We start from the raw sequence: 17,877 nt of genomic DNA, 5'->3' as shown, positions 1-17,877 counted from the left end.
AAAAACGCTGAAAAGTCGCGGTCAGCGAGCAAAAAAATGGCTATTGGCCATATAAGTATTATTCATGGCATCAATCGGGCGACCTGTGTCGCCCGAATCCAGCTCACTCCCCGATATCCAGACCGCTCTGCGCCTCCCAGCCACCGCCCAGTGCCGCAATCAACTGCACACTGGCAACCAGACGGCTTTGCAGGACCGTCAGCACGCTGCGTTCGTTGCTCAGCGCCGTGGTCTGCACGTTGACGACATCCAGATAGCCGATCAACCCGGCCTTGTACTGGTTACTGGTCAGGCGCAGTGATTCGCGGGCAGCCTCCAGAGCCTCCTGGCGCACCGCAGCTTCCTGCTCGTAGACCTTGAGCTGAACCATGTAGTTTTCAACTTCCTGAAAGCCGTTCAATACCGTCTGCCGGTATTGGGCGACGGTCTGGTCATAGATCGCTTCGGTCCGGTCGACCTCTGCCGAGCGTCGACCGGCATCGAACAGCGTCAGGGCCATTTGCGGCCCGACCGACCAGAACCGGTTCGGCAGGCTGATCCAGTTGGAAAACGAATTGCTGTTGTAACCGCCACTCATGCTCAGCGTGAAATCCGGGTAGTAAGCGGCCTTGGCGACACCGATATTGGCGTTGGCGGCCATGACCGAGCGTTCGGCGGCGGCGATATCCGGGCGACGCTCCAGCCATTGCGAAGGAATGCCCACCGGGATCTGCGGCAGTTGAGGAATGGACGTACTGGCCACCAGGTTGAACTCGGCCGGCGCCATACCCATCAGCACCGCAATGGCGTTCTCGAACTGGGCACGTTGCCATTCCAGATCGATCAGGTCAGCCTGAGCGGTCTTGAGCTGGGTCTGCGCCTGAGCGACCGCCTCACGCCCGGAAATACCGGCCTGGTATTGATTCCGGGTCATGGTCAGAGAGCGCTCATAAGCCTGGACTGTCGATTCCAGCAAGCGCTTCTGTTCGTCGAGTACCCGCAGTTGCAGATAGTTCTGCACCAGTTGCGATTGCAGGCTCAACTGCATGGCGGCCAGATCGGCAAGACTGGACTGGGCACTGGCCGTGTCGGCTTCCAGCCCCCTGCGCAGCTTGCCCCAGACATCGGCCTCCCAGCTCACACCCAACTGGGCGCTGTAACTTGTATTGACACTGTTGGCGTTCTGGCTGGCCGTGCTCGAAGAGACCTGGCTTGAGCGGGTCTTGCCGGTGGTCAGGTTCAGTGAAGGAAACAAGGCGCCCCTTGAGCTGCGGACCAGGGCGCTGGCCTGTCGGTATTGGGCCTCATATTGAGCGACCGTCTGGTTGGAGCTGTTGAGCCGCTCCACCAGAGCATTGAGCTCCCTGTCCCCATAGACTTCCCACCAGGCGCCCCGGGCCATTGCGTCGCTCGGCGATGCCTGCCGCCAGCCTTCGGCGGCCTTGAATTGTGCCGGCGTGGCAACCGAAGGCTTATGGTAGTCGGGGCCTACGGCACAGGCGCTCAACAGCAGGATGCAAAGCCCCGTCGCCAGGGGGCGCACAAGCCACTGTGGGTTGGATTTGATTGCCAGGTGGTCGGTCATATCGGAGTTTCCAGAGCAGCATCGGTGCGCACGCCACGCCAGCGGTTGAACCGATGGCGCAAGCGGTCAAGATAGAGGTAAACCACCGGAGTGGTGTAAAGCGTCAGGATCTGGCTGAAAACCAGGCCTCCAATGATGGTCAGACCCAGTGGCCGACGCATTTCCGCGCCTTCGGCCGTGCTCAGCAGCAAAGGCAATGCCCCCAGGATGGCCGCCATGGTGGTCATGAGAATCGGACGCAGACGTTGCAGACAGGCACTGCGGATCGACTCCTGAGGCGTCATTCCGGATTCGCGTTCCAGGTGCAGGGCCAGGTCGATCATCATGATGGCGTTTTTCTTCACGACACCGATCAACAGGAACAGCCCCAGCAGGGAAATCAGGCTGAATTCACTGCCCAGCACATAGATGCTCAGCAAGGCCCCCACGCCTGCCGAAGGCAGGGTCGAGAGAATCGTGAGGGGATGGATGTAACTTTCGTACAGAATCCCCAGCACCAGATAGACCGCCAGCAAGGCCCCCAGAATCATCCAGGGCTGGCTTTTCTGTGTCGCGGCAAAGGCATCCGCAGCACCGGCCATCTTGGAAATGACATCGGACGGCATCCCCACCCTGGCAATCGCACGCTCTATCGCGACGGTCGCGGTATCGAGGCTGACGCCCTCTGCCAGATCGAAGGAAATGCTCTCCGATGCGAACTGCCCTTCATGGGAAACCCGATCGCTGGCAAGGCTGCGCTCATAACGGGCAATGCTCGAAAGCGGCACCCGCTGCCCGTCCTCCGTGATGACCTGCACCTGATCCAGAGTCGCCGGATCCTGAGAGTACCGTGGGTTCACCTCCAGCACGACCTGATACTGGTTCAGGGTGTCGTAGATGGTGGAGACCTGACGCTGGCTGTAGGCATTGTTGAGCACCGCCGTCACCATGCTCATGTCGATCCCGAGACGCTTGGCCGCGTCCCGGTCGACCACCAGCGTCACCTGCTGTGCCCCGCGTCCCTCTCGAGCATCGATGGCCGTGAGTTCCGGCAAGGCCTTGAGGGCCGTCACGACTTTCGGATACCACTCGCGCAGGCTGTTCAGGTCACCGCTCTGCAGGATGTACTGGTATTGAGAGCTGGCCTGCTCGCGACCGCCGCCCAGTTGCAGGTCCTGATCCGGCGAGAGGAACAGGCGACCACCCGGCACCTGCGGCAGGTTCTTGCGCAACCGCTCCACCACTTCATTGGCGGATATCTTGCGCTCGCTGATCGGTTTCAGGCGCACCAGCATGAAGGCATTGTTGGTCCCGCCACTGCCGCCGATAAAGCCTGCCACGCTCAATACGGCCGGATCGGCCAGCACCGCACGACGGAAAATTTCCATCTTGGGCTGCATCACGGTGAACGAAAGGCCATCGTCGCCACGGATGAAGCCCATCAACTGCCCCGTGTCCTGCTGGGGCAGGAATGTCTTGGGCACCACAACGTAGAGGGCAATATTCACGCCGATGGTGATCAACAGGCTGAACAGCGTCAGACGCGGATGACGCAACACCCAGCCGAGCGTCCGGTCATAGCCGGCCACCATGCGATCGTTGGTGCGCTGGCTCCAGCGCTGGAAAGCGTTTTGCTCATGGCTCTGGGGTTTGAGCCAGCGGGCGCACATCATGGGCGTCAGGGTCAGGGACACCAGTAGCGACACGATGATGGCCACCGACAGCGTGATGGAAAACTCACGAAACAGGTTTTCAACCAGACCGCCCATGAACAGGATCGAAATGAACACCGCCACCAGCGAGACGTTCATGGACAACAAGGTGAAGCCGACTTCCTTGGAGCCCAGATAGGCCGCCTTCAGCGGAGATACACCTTCATCGATGTGCCGGGAAATGTTTTCCAGCACCACGATCGCATCGTCCACCACCAGCCCGGTGGCCAGGATCAGGGCCATCAGCGACAGGTTGTTCAGCGAGAAACCGCACAGATACATGATGGCGAAAGTCCCCACCAGCGACACCGGAACCGCCAGCGTGGGAATCAATGACGCCCGCAGGCTGCCCAGGAACAGGAACACCACCAGTACCACCAGCACCACGGCGATCAACAGGGTCATTTCCGCTTCATGCAGCGTGGCCTTGATGACCGGCGAGCGGTCCATGGCGATGTTCAGTTGCACACTGGCTGGCAAAACCGCCTGCAAGGCCGGCAACTGTTCCTTGATCTGAGCCACCGTCTCGATGATGTTGGCCCCGGCCTGACGGTTGATGACCAGCAACACCGCGGACTTGTCGTTGAAAAAACCGCTGTTGTAACGGTTTTCCACGGCATCGCTGACCTTGGCCACATCCCGCAGCCGCAAGGCGGCACCGTCCTGATAACGGATGATCAGCGGTGCATAGTCCTTGGCCTTCTCCAGTTGATCATTGGCCTGGACCTGCCAGTTATGCTGGCTGTCCTCGACCGATCCCTTGGGGCGTCGCACATTGGAGCTGGTAATGGTGGTCCGCACTTCGTCCAGCGATACACCGTACTGGTCCAGCATGTTCGGTTCCAGTTCGATCCGTACGGCCGGAAGGGAACTGCCACCGATCTGCACCTCCCCTACCCCCGCCACCTGTGACAGGCTCTGGGAAAGAATGGTCGAAGCCAGGTCGTAGAGCTGACCTTTCTGCAACACGTCAGAGGTCAGCGTCAGCACCATGATCGGTGCCTGGGACGGATTGACCTTCTTGTAGGTCGGCATGCTGCGCATTCCGCTGGGCAGCAGGTTGCGCGAGGCATTGATCGCGGCCTGCACTTCACGTGCGGCGCCGTTGATATCACGGTCGATATCAAACTGCAGGATCACGCGGGTCGAACCCTGGCTGGAGTTGCTGCTCATCGTATTGACGCCGGCGATGCTGCCCAGCGAGCGCTCCAGCGGTGTTGCGACGCTGGAGGCCATGATTTCGGGGCTCGCGCCCGGCAGGCTGGCCGACACCACGATCACCGGGAAGTCCATGTTCGGCAACGGAGCCACAGGCAACAGCCTGAAGCTGACGGCACCCAGCAGCATGATTGCCAGACTCAGCAGGACGGTGGCCACCGGCCTGCTGATGAAGGGAGCGGACAGGTTCATGCGTCAGCCCGCTCCAGAGGAGCACCGGCGCCAGGCTCACGCCTCCAGCGACGTCCCAACCGATCGAAGTACAGGTAGATCACCGGCGTGGTGAACAGGGTCAGGATCTGGCTGAGCAACAGCCCGCCGACCATCACCAGACCCAGCGGTTGACGAAGCTCGGCTCCCGAGCCGGTCGCCAGCATCAGCGGCACGGCACCAAAGAGCGCCGCCAGCGTGGTCATCAGGATCGGCCGGAAACGCAGCAACGCCGCATCGTAGATGGCCGTTTCCGGGTCCACGCCACGATTGCGCTCGGCGTCCAGCGCGAAGTCGATCATCATGATGGCGTTTTTCTTGACGATGCCGATCAGCAGAATGATGCCGATGATCGCGATCATTCCCAGGTCATTGCCACTCAGGAGCAAGGCCAGCAAGGCTCCCACGGCCGCCGACGGCAGTGTCGAGAGAATGGTGATCGGGTGAATGTAACTCTCGTAGAGCACACCCAGCACGATATACATAGTCACCACCGCCGCCAGGATCAGCAGCAAGGTGCTGGACAAGGACGCCTGGAATGCTTCGGCAGCGCCCTGGAACTGAGTCTGCACACCCAGCGGCATGCCGATGTCCTTCTGAACCTGCTCGATCACCTTCACCGCTTCGCCCAGCGCAACACCCGGTGCCAGGTTGAACGACATCATGACCGCCGGGAACTGCCCGATATGGGCAATCGCCAGCTGCGCCTGACGCTGTTCGACACGTGCCAGGCTCGACAGCTTGACCTGCCCGCCATCGGTGGTCTTGACGTGAATCTGTTCCAGTGCCTTGGGCCCCAGCTCGTTGCCGGAGGCCGCCTGCAGGACCACGCGATACTGGCTGGCCTGGGTGTAGATCGTGGAAATCTGCCTCTGGCCAAAGGCGTCGTACAGCGCATCGGTGATATTGGCCACGCTGACGCCCAAACGGCTGGCCGCATCGCGGTCAATCATCAGAAACACCTGCAAGCCCTTGTCCTGCAAGTCACTGGCGACATCGGTCAGTTCGGGGCGCTGGCTCAAGGCATCCACCAGCTTGCCGCTCCACAGGCTCAACAGCTCGGCATCCGGTGACGACATGCTGAACTGGTACTGGGTACGGCTGACCCGGTCTTCGATGGTCAAGTCCTGAACCGGCTGCATGAACAGGCGAATCCCCGACAGGCCGTCCAGTTGCGGTTGCAGGCGCTGGATGACCTGGGCGGCCGTCAGGTCCCGCTCACGATGTGGTTTCAGGTTGATCAGCAGGCGTCCGCTGTTGAGCGTGGCGTTATCGCCATCCACACCGATATAGGACGACAGGCTGGCAACGGCCGGGTCCTTGAGGATGATGTCGGCCAGCGATTGCTGGCGCTCGCTCATCGCTGCGAACGACACCGATTGCGGTGCCTCGGAAATCCCCTGGATCACCCCGGTGTCCTGCACGGGGAAAAAACCCTTGGGCACGACCAGATACAGCACGACCGTCAATGCCAGTGTGCCGATGGCCACCAGCAGCGTCAGCGGCTGATGCTTGAGGACCCAGCGCAACTTGCCGGCATAGACCTTGATCAGCCAGTCGATCCAGGCACCGCTGGCACGGTAGAAACGGCTCTGCTCCTCCTCCGCAGGCTCACGCTTGAGCAGGCGGGCGCACATCATCGGGGTCAGGGTCAGCGAAACCACCAGCGAAATCAGGATCGCCACCGCCAGGGTAATGGCGAACTCCCGGAAAAGACGCCCGACCACATCGGCCATGAACAGCAACGGAATCAGTACGGCAATCAGCGACAGGGTGAGGGAAATGAGGGTGAAGCCGATCTGCTTCGCGCCCTTGAGGGCGGCCTGCAAGGGTGTTTCGCCCTCCTCGATGTGCCGGGAAATGTTCTCCAGCATCACGATGGCATCGTCCACCACAAAGCCCGTGGCGATGGTCAACGCCATCAGCGTCAGGTTATTGATCGAAAAGCCGGCCAGATACATCACGCCAAATGTCCCGATCAGGGACAAGGGCACGGCAATCGAGGGAATGATGGTCGCGCTTACACGGCGCAGGAACAGGAACGTCACCAGCACGACCAGAATGATCGCGATCAGCAGTTCATGCTGAACATCGGTGACCGAAGCCCTGATGGTCTGTGTACGGTCGGTCAGGACCATGACATCCAGACCGGCCGGGAGGTTGTCCGTGATACTCGGCAACAGGGCCTTGATACGGTCCACCACCTCGATGACGTTGGCACCGGGCTGACGCTGGATATTGAGCAGTACAGCCTGATTGCGGTTGGCCCAGGCCGCCAGCCGTTCGTTTTCCGCACCATCGACGATCTGTGCCACGTCCTTCAGGCGCAGCGGTGCGCCATTGCTGTAGGCCAGGATCAGGTTGGCATATTCCTCGGGCGACTTGAGCTGGTCGTTGGCATCGAGCATCGACACCCGGATCGGGCCATCGAAGTTGCCCTTGGGCTGGTTGACGTTGGAGGCGCTGACCAGGGTGCGAACATCGGACAGGTTCAGACCGTTGGCGGCCAGGGCGTCGGGATTGACCTTGATCCGCACCGCCTGACGCTGACCGCCTGCGATGCTGACCATGCCGACACCGCTGATCTGGGAGAGCTTCTGCGCCATGCGCGTATCGACCAGATCATTGAGCCTGGGCAGCGGCATGGTCCGGGACGTGATCGCCAGGGTCAGGACCGGCGTGTCGGCCGGGTTGACCTTGTTATAGACCGGAGGCGCAGGCAGATCGGTGGGCAACAGGTTGGTGGCGGCATTGATGGCCGCCTGCACTTCCTGCTCGGCCACATCCATATTGATTTCAAGGTCGAAACGCAGGGTGATGACCGATGCGCCACCGGAACTGGTGGACGCCATCTGCTCCAGCCCCGGCATCTGCCCGAACTGCCGCTCCAGAGGAGCCGTCACCGCACTGGTCATGACTTGAGGGCTGGCCCCCGGATACAGGGTCATGACGCGAATGGTCGGGTAGTCCACCTGTGGCAGCGCCGAAACCGGCAGCAAGGTGTAGGCGATCAGGCCGGCCAGCACAATGGCCAGCATGCTCAGGGTCGTGGCAACCGGGCGCAGGATGAACAGACGCGACATGTTCATACTCGGGTCTTTTCCGCCTTGTCGGCCGAGGCCGATTTATCGCTGGGCTTGTCGGGCCGTCCCTGCAACTGCTGGCCGGGAGTCGATGGCACGTCCTTGCTGTCGCTGACCACTTCCACTGCCGCACCGTCTCGCAGACGGTCGGTGCCTTCGAGCACGACCCGCGAGCCGGCGCTCAGGCCTTCGAGGACCACTGTCGAAGTTTCATCGCTCGGCCCGATCTTGAGCAGGTTGATCTTGACCTTCTTGTCGCCGTCCAGCGCATAGACGAACGTGCCGTTGAGGCCGAACTGCACGGCAGCCGTCGGCACCAGAACCGCTTGCCGCAGGGTGTCAGCGCGCAGACGCACATTCACGAACTGATTGGGGAACAGCGCTTCGTCGCGGTTCTCGAAGCGGGCCTTGAATTTCAGCGTACCGGTGGTCACGTCGATCTGGTTGTCCAGGCTGGCGAGCACGCCGGTGGCCTGTTGTTTGACGTCTCCCCGGTCCCAGGCTTCGACAGGCAGCTTGTCGCCACTGCGATAACGGGCGATGACCGCAGAGAGGTCCTTTTCCGGGAGGGTGAAGTTGACCGAAATCGGCTGGATCTGGGTAATCACCACCAGGGCCGTCGTGTCGTTGGCGGCCACGAGGTTGCCGACGTCCAGTTGCTTGAGGCCCACGCGACCGGCAATCGGCGCACGGATCCGGGTGAACTCGAGATTGAGGCGGGCTTCTGCAACCGCTGCCTGATTGGTCTTTATCGTTCCCTGATACTGGTTCACCAGCGATTCGGCGGTGTCCAGGGTCTGCTTGGCGATGCTGTCTTCTGCAAACAGGCCACGATAGCGCTGCACATCGATCTGGGCGTTCTTCAGCAATGCCTGATTGGTCGCCAGCGTGCCCTCGGCCTGCTGCAAGGCGACCTGATAGGTACGTGGATCGATTTCAGCCAGAAGATCCCCGGCCTTGACCATCTGGCCTTCCTGGAAGTGGATCTTGATCAGCTCACCTGCCACGCGGCTGCGCACATTGATGGTGTTGGTCGCCGTCACCGTGCCCAGTGCCTTGTAGTAGATCGGGTAATCGGCCTGGATCACTGGCGCAACCCTCACCGGCACCGCCACCGAAGAACCACCGAACCCCGGGCGCGCCATGCCCCGTCCCGGACCGGGACCGCCAGGACCACCCGCTGCTGCACCGGCTGCCGCCTTGCCGGCCTCACTGCCCTTGTGAGGTGAGGACGCAGGCCAGAACCACCAGCACAGGCCGACGATCACCAACAGAACCAATAGACTGATCAACCAGCGACGGGAATTACGGGGGCCAGACGATTGCATGAATAAATCAACCATTACAGATGGGGGCTTCTTCAGAAGGCAGAACAATAAGCACAGATGCGCTGCAAGCAAAGCGCCTTTACCAAGCGCTTACTTTTGTTAAACGGTTGAAGCACAAATAAAAAAACGGCCTGAGCGAATTCAGGCCGCTGAATAAATGTTGCAGCGTATTACTTCAGTGCAGCCAGCGCCGCGTCATAGTTCGGCTCCTGGCCGATTTCAGAGACCAGCTCGCTGTGCAAGACGGTGTTGTTTTCGTCCAGAACGACCACGGCACGAGCCGTCAGGCCAGCCAGAGGACCGTCGGCAATCGCCACACCGTACTGCTTGCTGAAATCGGCACTGCGGAAGGCGGACAGGTTCTTCACGTTATCGAGACCTTCCGAGCCACAGAAGCGAGCCTGGGCGAATGGCAGGTCGGCGGAGATGCACAGCACGACGGCATTGTTCACGTCATTGGCCTGCGCGTTGAACTTGCGTACGGAGGTCGCACAGGTCGGCGTGTCGATGCTCGGGAAAATGTTCAGGACTTTGCGCTTGCCCGCAAAATCAGCCAGGGTCACATCGGCAAGGCCTGCACCTACCAGAGTGAAAGCCGGTGCAACACTGCCCTTGTTCGGCAGTTCGCCAGCGACTTGTACAGGATTGCCTTTAAGCGTTACTTGAGCCATGAAACCCAGTCCTTTTTCAGAGTTTTGGAAGAGCCGGAAGTTAACCACGAAAATAGCTGACGACCTATATCGGATTTTTCCTGATTAGCCACGGAATAGAGCCTGTCCCCTAAAAGTCCCGCTTATAGAAAATGTCCAGCGAGCTGGCAATGCCGCTGGCCGCCTCCAGATACACCTTCTTGCTCAGCATGTAACGCAGCGCAATGGTATTGACCGGCTCGAAGACTCCGACGCCATAACGCAGGCTGAGCTTGTCGGTGATCTTGCCGCTCGCCACGACGTTGGTCTTGTTGCCTGTACCGCTGGTATCAAGCTCGAAGTCCTTGATGCCCAGGTTATCGGCGAGCTTGCCGGTGGTCGAGGCACTGCCGGCCACCCCCAGCGCCAGTGCAGCCTGAGCGACCATATTACTGTCCTCACCGTCGTTCCCAAGAGGCCTGCCCATGACCAGATACGAGAGCGCCTGCTCCTGGCTCATGGCCGGCTCGGAAAACACCACGGTGGTCGGTTGATCGGCGCTGCCGGTCAGCCTGATACCGGCAATGATCTCGTCGGTCTGGCGAATCGCCTCGATATCCAGATAAGGCTGATCGATCGGCCCGGCAAACAGCAGGCGGGCCTTGCGGATCGTCAGACGCTGCCCGTAGGCACGATAACGTCCGTCATTGAGGTTCAGCTCGCCCCGGGTATCGAGGTTGTCGCCGATGTGCACATGACCGGCCAGATTGGCCGTCAGGCCAAAGCCGCTGAAGGCGAGTTTTTCCTGCCCGACTTCTACGTCGATATCCATCGCCATGGCCATGGCCGGGCTCGCCTCCTCGACCGGCTGCCCGACAATGACCGTATCGCCGGACAACTTCACCGTCGAAGGTGGCAGTTCGCGTACCGTGATCGTCCCCTTGGGCACCAGCACCTTGCCGGAAATACCCAGCCGGTCGTTGTGCATGGAGATCTTCAGGTCGGGAGCCGCCTCCACCGAGACATAAGGTTCGACCGTGATCGGCAGGCGTGAGCCCTTGAGGTTTATATCCACCCGCAAGGCCTGCCCCCAGGCCACCTGCCCGCTCAACGAGCCCTGCCCGGTTGCACCACTCTTCCAGCCGCCCTCGAGTTGCACGCTCTCCCCGGCGATCAGGGCCTGCACCTTCAGGTCCTGCAACGCCATGGGCAGTTCCGGCCCGGAAACCTCGCCATTATCCAGGGTAATGCTGCCGTTGACCTGAGGGGCCAGCAGGCCACCGGACAAACGACCGCTGCCACTCAGACGACCATTGAACTTCTGCACCATGGGCACGAATGGCCGTGCCACGGAGACATCGAGGTCCGACAGGCTGAAATCGCCACTCAGGTTCTTGTTGCGCGACAGCGGATCGAGTCGTACCGAGAGCAGCAAGCGGCCCAGCTTTTCGCCATCGAAGTCCAGCCGCGAATCGATACGCTGGGGTTTCAGAGTACTGCTGAGTTTCAGGCTGCGATAAGGGAAATCCAGCCACTGATCCTTTTCCCGGACCCGCAGCGTACCGTTGCTGGCATCGACCGTGATCTGCCCGTCAGGCCCGGCGGCTGGCAGGTCGAGTTTTACATCCGCATTGAGCGAGCCTTTCCAGGCGAAATCCTTGGGCAGCCACTGAGCCAGACTGTCGAGAGGGAAGTTCTTCAAGTGATAACGCAGACGCGGCTCGGGCATCAAACGCTGATCCTCACCGCACAGACTGGCCTGCCCGGAAACCCAGCAATGCGCTGCAAAGTTGACCCTGCCGTCGGCCAGCCGCTCAAGCGCCGCCGGGCGCTGCAATTGCCAGTCCTGCCCACCGCTCTGAATATCGCCACTGGCCAGACGGCCTCGCCAGTTACCCTGATCCAGCCCGCCGTCCAGCGCCAGGGCCAGTTTCAGCAAAGGGCCTTGCAGATCGAGCTTCACCTGCTGGTTCTTGAGAGTGCCCTGCCCGTTGACGGTGAGCGTTCCCAACCCGGTCTCACCCGCCTGAATACCGCTGCCCTTGAAATCGACCGTTGCACGCTGGGCCTGATCGAGCCGGGCCGTCAGTGTCAGGTTTTGCAGACGATTGTCTTGCAAGGCCAGTTGCCCGCCCTGCAAGGCGAGTTGCCCCTGAGGGGCCTGAAGGGTACCGGCCAGCTCAAGGCGTCCATTGATCCGCCCCTGCAAACGTGGCCACAGTTGCCCCAGACGAGGCAGATCGAGGTCCACCTGCCCCTTGAGGGTTTGCTGCAGATTGCCACGCCCCCGAATCCGGTTGTCTCCCAGACGGATCTCCAGCGCACTCAGGTTCCACTGGTCGGAACTGCCGTCGGCCTTGACCTGCAACAGCGCCGGCTGCCCACGCAAGCGCCCCTTGAGGTCCAGGTCGGCATTCAGGTCGAGCTGTTCCTGCTTGAACTGCCCCTTGCTGCGCAACACACCGGCCAGCGTCCCCGGCAGTTCTGCCACCCAGTAAGCCGGATCGAGCGCACTCAGATCCAGCGCCGTGTCCCAGCCGATGCCATCGGCAAATTGCAGGTTCAGATGGCCGCTGGCCTTGCCCTGCCCCGCGACCAGTTCAAGCTGTGGCAAGAACACCTGCTGTAGATCGCCGCTGAACGGGCTGCCCAGGCTGAAGGCACCGGCAGGGCCGTCCAGGTCCGAATGAAAGAACCCCAGATACTGGCCATCGGTGTAGGAAATCTCTCCATTGAACTTGCGCAAGCTGACCTGGGGTGCCGAAGCCAGCGGATAAAGCCGCTGCCAGGGAAAATCCAGCCAGTCGATCTTTGCATCGGCCTTGAACCCGGTTTCCCAGCTCAAGCGGCCATTGAGAGCGAGTCGTTGTTGCTCACTGGCCGTCAGTTGCAATGCTTCGATATCCGCGCCCTTCGCATCGACACGCCCCTGAAGCGTCAGGGCGACAGGCCCCTGCTCGGCGGGCAGGCTGGCGGTGCCTGCGATCTGATAGCCGGCCTCGAGATTGCCCTCTGCCGTGAGCAACAACTGTTCGAGTTGCAAGGTGTCCGGCAATCCGGCATCAGGCTTGAACCGTTCAGAAGTGATGCTCAGTCGAGCCGGAAGGTGCTCGGCCAGCGGCTGCAGCTCGCCTTTCAGTTGCCCTTCCAGGTAACCCTTGCTGTCCGCCTGGAGCTGCAGGGTCTTGAGCAGTTCGCCCGTGATATTCAGCGCCAGCGTCCAGGGCTGCCCGCCCTGCGGCGGCAGTTGCACTGTCCCCTGAGCCGTCAGCGGCCAGTCGCCATCGGGCTTCAACAGCCCGGTCAGGTCGAGCGCCAGATCATCCCGTTGCAGGTGAGCGGTGTCGATCTGCAGTCCATCGACCGTCCAGTGAGCGGCCAGCTTCAGGTCACTCAGTTGTTCGACACCATCCAGTTGCAGGCTGCCCAGCCGGACGTCATTCAAGCGAATCGCCACGGGCAGCTTCAAGGTCGGCAAGGTCAGCGGTTCCTCGCTGGCAGGCTCCTGGCTGCCAGAAAAGTGCAGGCGCGCCTGCCCGGCCTGCAATCGATCAATGCATAACGTCATCGTCAACAGACAGGCAGGCGACCAGTCGAACTCGACGGCACTGATCTCGACGCGATCCTCGCCCTGCTGCCAAAGCAGACTGTCCGCCTGCCACTGGCCGTTCAGCCGCCCGTTGAAGCCCTCGACCTGCAGACCGGGCACTCGCGCCAATACCCATTGACTGCCGCCTTGCGTCCCAACAGCCAGCCAGACGCCCGCCACCAAGAGCAGCATGATCGTGGCCAGCCCCAGACCGGCGATCCCGGCAGCACGTTTCATGTTCAGACGCTTCACAGTTCCGGCCCCATGGAGAAGTGCAGACGAATGCCGCCGTCATCGTCCAGCGCCCGGGCCAGATCCAGGCGCAGCGGCCCGACCGGCGAAACCCAGCGCACACCGAAGCCCACGCCCGTCTTCATGCTGGGCAGCTCCAGGTTATTGAAGGCGTTGCCTTGATCGATGAAGGTCGCCAGACGCCATTTTTCGGCAATCGAGTACTGGTATTCGACACTGCCGGCCACCATGTAGCGACCACCGATACGATCCCCGTCCGAGTTCGTCGGCGACAGGGTCTGGTAGTCATAGCCGCGTACGCTCTGATCGCCACCGGCAAAGAAGCGCAGCGACGGCGGGATGGACGTGTAGCCATTGGTCAGGTTACCGCCGAACTGCACGCGACCCAGAAAGCGATGCTTCTGCGCCAGTGTCGTCAGCCCCTTGAGCAAGACATTACCGTGCAACAGGTTGGCATCGGACAGCATGCCTTCCTTGGCCACCTGCATATCGAATTGCAGCCGGTAGCCGTGGTGTGGATCGATACGATTGTCACTGTCGAGAAACGAATAGCTGATGCCGGGCATCAGCAAGGTGCTCAAGCCGCTGTCATCGCCCAGACGGTATTCCTCGCGCTGCCATTTGAGAGAAATGACCCGCTCCCAGCCGCTGGGCAACTTGCTGTGCCATTCGGGGCCGACCGTGAGCAGTTTGCTGAGGCTGTCGGTGCCGGCGATTTCTTCATACTGATAGCCCCCGGCGTAGCGCAGCTTGTCGGTCAGCGGCGGGTCCAGAGGCACGTCGTACCACAGGCCCACGTTCTGCCGGGGCGCCGAAAGCTCGCTCTCGAATCCATAACTGTGGCCTTGAGGGTTGGCCCAGTGGCGCGTCCAGTTGGCCTTGCCCCGTGGGCCGACATCCGTGGAAAAGCCCAGCCCCAGGCCCATGGTGCGCGGCTTGCGCATTTGCAGTTGCACCGTCACCGGGATGACCTGCCCTTCGGCAGCCGTTGGCGCGGCATCGACACGTACCCCCTCGAAATAACCGCTGGCCTGCATGGCCTGATTGAGCTCGGCGATCAGTTGCGAGTCATAGGGCGTGTTGTCCTTGAACGGCACCATGCGTTTGAGCAGGTCATCGTCAAGCGGCGTATCACCGCTGAAGGTCACTTTCCCCAGGGAGTAACGCGGGCCGCTGTCGTAGATCAGCTCGATGTCCGCCACGCCGGCACGCGGGTCCACCACCAGCCGCTGGCGAGTGAAGCGCCCACTGAAAAAGCCATAACGCGAGGCCTGATTCTGGATCAGACGCTTGGCATCTTCGTAATGACCGTGATTCAAGACCGCCCCCGGAGCCAGCGCCCGGCTCTTCGGCACCTGAAAAGCCTTGAGGGACGCTGCCGGCCCGTCAATGCGCACGGCCACAGTACGCAGGCGAACCGGTTCGCCCGGCTGGATATCGATGACCAGTTGCGGCTCCTTGTCGTCCGTCACATGGCTGTCGATCTGCGCCTGATAGTAGCCCAGGGCCTGAGCGGCTTTCTGGGCCTGCTCCTGGGCCCCGATGCTGAAATGCTGCAAGGCTTCTGCATCACGCTCACCCGGACTGCCCACATAGCCTTCTATGTTGGCCTTGAGCTCCGGATTCTCGGGTTTGATCCTGATATCCAGTCGGGCCTGGGCATGAGCCGCCGCTCCCACAGACATCAGGAGCACGCTGCTGACTATTCTGAAAAACTTCATGGGCGCGGATGCTAACACGAGCGACGAGTCCGGTTGGAATACGTCAATAAGTCTGATTTTCAATCCCTTACGTCATGGCCAGCCTTGAAACAGACGTGCCGGCCCATGACGGTTTCTTCTTGATTCAGCGATAAAGACACCACTCACGCACCGGAAAACGGGGCGAGAATGACGGCATGCGACAACAGTTCCAGTAGACTTCCCCTTCTCCAGCGTAGCAGCCGACTGTGTGCTGGCCGTAAATCGGCCGGTCGGCTAGCATCGCCTTTTTGTATGACTCCAGGATTGCCGCCTTATGAAAATCGTCTCCTTCAACATCAACGGTCTGCGCGCCCGACCGCATCAGCTGGCGGCGCTGATCGAAAAGCATCAGCCTGACGTGATCGGCCTGCAGGAAACCAAAGTCTCCGACGACCAGTTCCCCCAGGCGGAAATCGAAGCGCTTGGTTATCACGTCCACTTTCACGGCCAGAAAGGCCATTACGGGGTCGCACTGCTGTCGCGGAACATGCCGCTGGCCCTGCACAAGGGCTTCGACACTGACGACGAAGAAGCGCAGAAACGTTTTATCTGGGGAACCTACGCCGACCGGAACGGCCAGCCGGTCACCATCATGAACGGTTACTTCCCTCAGGGTGAAAGCCGCGACCACCCCACCAAGTTTCCGGCCAAAGAACGCTTCTACAAGGACCTTCAGGACTTGCTGGAAAGCCGCTTCAGCCAGGAACAACCGCTGATCGTCATGGGCGATGTGAACATCTCCCCTCAGGACTGCGACATCGGCATCGGCCCGGATAACGCCAAACGCTGGCTGAAAACCGGCAAATGCAGCTTCCTGCCGGAAGAGCGTGAATGGATGGAGCGCCTGAAGAACTGGGGCCTGGTCGACAGTTTCCGTTACCTGAATCCGGAAGTGATCGACCAGTTCAGCTGGTTCGACTATCGCAGCCGCGGCTTTGAAGACACCCCCAAGCGCGGTCTGCGCATCGACCTGATCATGACCTCCACCGGACTGCAGCCCAGGATCAAGGCTGCCGGTGTCGATTATGATTTGCGCGGCATGGAAAAGCCTTCGGATCATGCACCGATCTGGCTTGAATTGAGCTGAAAAAGCCGAGAAGACCGATTGGCTGGCCGTGAGGCAGGCCGATCGGTTCCGGCCGTGAAAGGCGGCCGCACCAACTGTCATATTTCAGCAATCTGCCTGTCTTATTCTTCCGGCACTTTCAGCTATTCAAGGTGACGCAGATGCTGCGCGCTCTGCTTTCGGCGCTGCCCCTGTGTTGCGCCCTTCTGCCCGGCCTCGGTCTGGCAGCATTGCCTGTCCCGACGGACAACACGCCAGTCCTGCGGATTCAAGGTTCCAACACGATCAATGCCCAACTGGGCCCGGCCCTGATCGAAGGCCTGATGCATGAGCAAGGCCTGAAATCCCTGCAAATACTGCCCGGCGCCCAACCCAATGAAGTGCGGGTCACAGGCGTGACCCCGGCCGGTCAATCCGTGACGGCCGAAGTGGCCGCCCATGGTTCAGGCACCGGTTTTACTGCGCTGAAAGCAGGTCGTGCCGACATTGCTGCGTCGTCTCGCCCGATCAAGGACCAGGAAGCGCTGGAACTGACCAGTCTCGGCAACCTGAAGAGCCCTGAAGGCGAGCAGGTCATTGCCATCGACGGCGTGGCGGTCATCCTGCACCCGAGCAATCCGCTGCAACAGCTCACGACGGCGCAACTGGCCCGCCTGTTTTCCGGCGAGGTCCAGAACTGGCAGGAAATCGGCGGCCGCCCCGGGGAAGTCCATCTGTATGCACGGGACGAAAAATCCGGCACCTATGAAACCTTCAAGGAATTGATACTGGCCAGAAACGACAAGTCCCTGTCACGTCATGCCAAGCGTTTCGAGTCCAGCGAACAGCTTTCCGATGAGGTCAGCCAGGATCGCAACGGCATTGGTTTCATCGGTCTGCCTTATGTCCGCAAGGCCAAGGCCGTGGCCATCGCGGACGGTGACTCGAAACCGATGCTGCCCACGACCAGCCTGATCGCCACCGAGGATTATCCGCTGTCCAGGCGTCTGTACCTGTATCAACCACCCCAGGCCAAACGCCCCTGGGCGCAGGAACTGGTGAACTTTGCACAAAGCCCTGAAGGCCAGGCCATCGTGGCACGCAATGGCTTTGTGGCTCAGACCGTTCAAGCCATGAAAGTCCAGGCGACGCCCCGGATGCCCGAGGATTATCAGGCCCTGACCCGCCACGCGGAGCGTCTGTCGGTGAACTTCCGTTTCGCTCAAGGCAGTGCCCGGCTGGACAACAAGGCCCAGCTCGACCTGCAACGCGTCGTGGAGTATCTGAAAACCCACGAAAAACTGAACCGTTCACTCACCCTGGTAGGTTTTGGCGACGCCAAGCACGACTCGGAACGGGCCACCTTGCTCTCCAGACTGCGCGCCATGGCCGTTCGCCGGGAATTGCAGAAAAACAGGGTCAGCTGCTGCGAAATCCTGGGCTTTGGCGATGAAATGCCGGTCGCCGCCAACGATGCCGACGAAGGCCGGATCAAGAACCGTCGGGTTGAAGTCTGGGTGCAGTGA

General features: G+C 60.9%; 9 protein-coding genes. 2 read left to right on the top strand and 7 right to left on the bottom strand.

Translation table 11 applies throughout. From position 1 onward, the window contains the following. Window positions 1–103: 103 nt before the first annotated feature. The 7 genes from ACIPY9_RS07160 to ACIPY9_RS07130 all read right to left on the bottom strand — a co-directional run bounded on the left by ACIPY9_RS07160 (window position 104) and on the right by ACIPY9_RS07130 (window position 15,285). Window positions 104–1,564 carry an efflux transporter outer membrane subunit gene (locus ACIPY9_RS07160; RefSeq protein ID WP_400698635.1) on the bottom strand — a complete coding sequence of 487 codons (1,461 nt, stop codon included), beginning with the start codon at window positions 1,562–1,564 and terminating at the stop codon, window positions 104–106. Continuing rightward, window positions 1,561–4,665 (bottom strand): multidrug efflux RND transporter permease subunit, encoded by a 3,105-nt coding sequence (locus ACIPY9_RS07155; protein ID WP_400698633.1) that lies wholly within the window; start codon window positions 4,663–4,665, stop codon window positions 1,561–1,563. The genes ACIPY9_RS07160 and ACIPY9_RS07155 overlap by 4 nt, the downstream gene beginning before the upstream one ends. Beyond that, complete coding sequence (locus ACIPY9_RS07150) at window positions 4,662–7,772, bottom strand: MdtB/MuxB family multidrug efflux RND transporter permease subunit (protein ID WP_400698630.1); 3,111 nt, start codon at window positions 7,770–7,772, stop codon at window positions 4,662–4,664. Before ACIPY9_RS07150 ends, ACIPY9_RS07155 begins: the two co-directional genes overlap by 4 nt. After that, the gene (locus ACIPY9_RS07145) at window positions 7,769–9,109 is read right to left on the bottom strand and encodes an MdtA/MuxA family multidrug efflux RND transporter periplasmic adaptor subunit (RefSeq protein WP_400698627.1); all 1,341 of its coding nucleotides are present in this window, start codon (window positions 9,107–9,109) and stop codon (window positions 7,769–7,771) included. Before ACIPY9_RS07145 ends, ACIPY9_RS07150 begins: the two co-directional genes overlap by 4 nt. 155 nt (window positions 9,110–9,264) lie before the next feature. Then, window positions 9,265–9,765, bottom strand: coding sequence for a thiol peroxidase (gene tpx, locus ACIPY9_RS07140; protein ID WP_400698625.1), 501 nt, complete (start codon window positions 9,763–9,765; stop codon window positions 9,265–9,267). Between the two features lie 109 nt (window positions 9,766–9,874). Beyond that, window positions 9,875–13,555, bottom strand: a complete 3,681-nt coding sequence (locus ACIPY9_RS07135; RefSeq protein ID WP_400699085.1) for a translocation/assembly module TamB domain-containing protein — start codon at window positions 13,553–13,555, stop codon at window positions 9,875–9,877. Window positions 13,556–13,560: 5 nt separating this feature from the next. Continuing rightward, entirely contained in the window at window positions 13,561–15,285 is a 1,725-nt protein-coding gene (locus ACIPY9_RS07130) for an autotransporter assembly complex family protein (RefSeq protein ID WP_400698622.1), read from the bottom strand. Window positions 15,286–15,580: 295 nt separating this feature from the next. Between ACIPY9_RS07130 and xthA the strand changes: the two genes are divergently transcribed. Both xthA and ACIPY9_RS07120 read left to right on the top strand, forming a co-directional pair. Then, window positions 15,581–16,393: an exodeoxyribonuclease III gene (gene xthA / locus ACIPY9_RS07125; protein WP_400698620.1), complete on the top strand. Its 813-nt coding sequence runs from the start codon at window positions 15,581–15,583 to the stop codon at window positions 16,391–16,393. Between the two features lie 140 nt (window positions 16,394–16,533). Continuing rightward, the gene (locus tag ACIPY9_RS07120) at window positions 16,534–17,877 is read left to right on the top strand and encodes a substrate-binding domain-containing protein (protein WP_400698617.1); all 1,344 of its coding nucleotides are present in this window, start codon (window positions 16,534–16,536) and stop codon (window positions 17,875–17,877) included.

Origin of the sequence: Pseudomonas sp. NPDC089734, assembly GCF_044748865.1 — a bacterium.
Classification (GTDB): Bacteria; Pseudomonadota; Gammaproteobacteria; order Pseudomonadales; family Pseudomonadaceae; genus Aquipseudomonas.
Note: the sequence above shows the minus strand (reverse complement) of the source record. Positions and strands in the feature narration are given on the sequence as shown.

Excerpts from the sequence above, each read along its gene's own strand:
- ACIPY9_RS07160 (WP_400698635.1), bottom strand. The coding sequence starts at position 1,564 with ATGACCGACCACCTGGCAATCAAATCCAACCCACAGTGGCTTGTGCGC.
- ACIPY9_RS07155 (WP_400698633.1), bottom strand. The coding sequence starts at position 4,665 with ATGAACCTGTCCGCTCCCTTCATCAGCAGGCCGGTGGCCACCGTCCTG.
- ACIPY9_RS07150 (WP_400698630.1), bottom strand. The coding sequence starts at position 7,772 with ATGAACATGTCGCGTCTGTTCATCCTGCGCCCGGTTGCCACGACCCTG.
- ACIPY9_RS07145 (WP_400698627.1), bottom strand. The coding sequence starts at position 9,109 with ATGGTTGATTTATTCATGCAATCGTCTGGCCCCCGTAATTCCCGTCGC.
- tpx (WP_400698625.1), bottom strand. The coding sequence starts at position 9,765 with ATGGCTCAAGTAACGCTTAAAGGCAATCCTGTACAAGTCGCTGGCGAA.
- ACIPY9_RS07130 (WP_400698622.1), bottom strand. The coding sequence starts at position 15,285 with ATGAAGTTTTTCAGAATAGTCAGCAGCGTGCTCCTGATGTCTGTGGGA.
- xthA (WP_400698620.1), top strand. The coding sequence starts at position 15,581 with ATGAAAATCGTCTCCTTCAACATCAACGGTCTGCGCGCCCGACCGCAT.
- ACIPY9_RS07120 (WP_400698617.1), top strand. The coding sequence starts at position 16,534 with ATGCTGCGCGCTCTGCTTTCGGCGCTGCCCCTGTGTTGCGCCCTTCTG.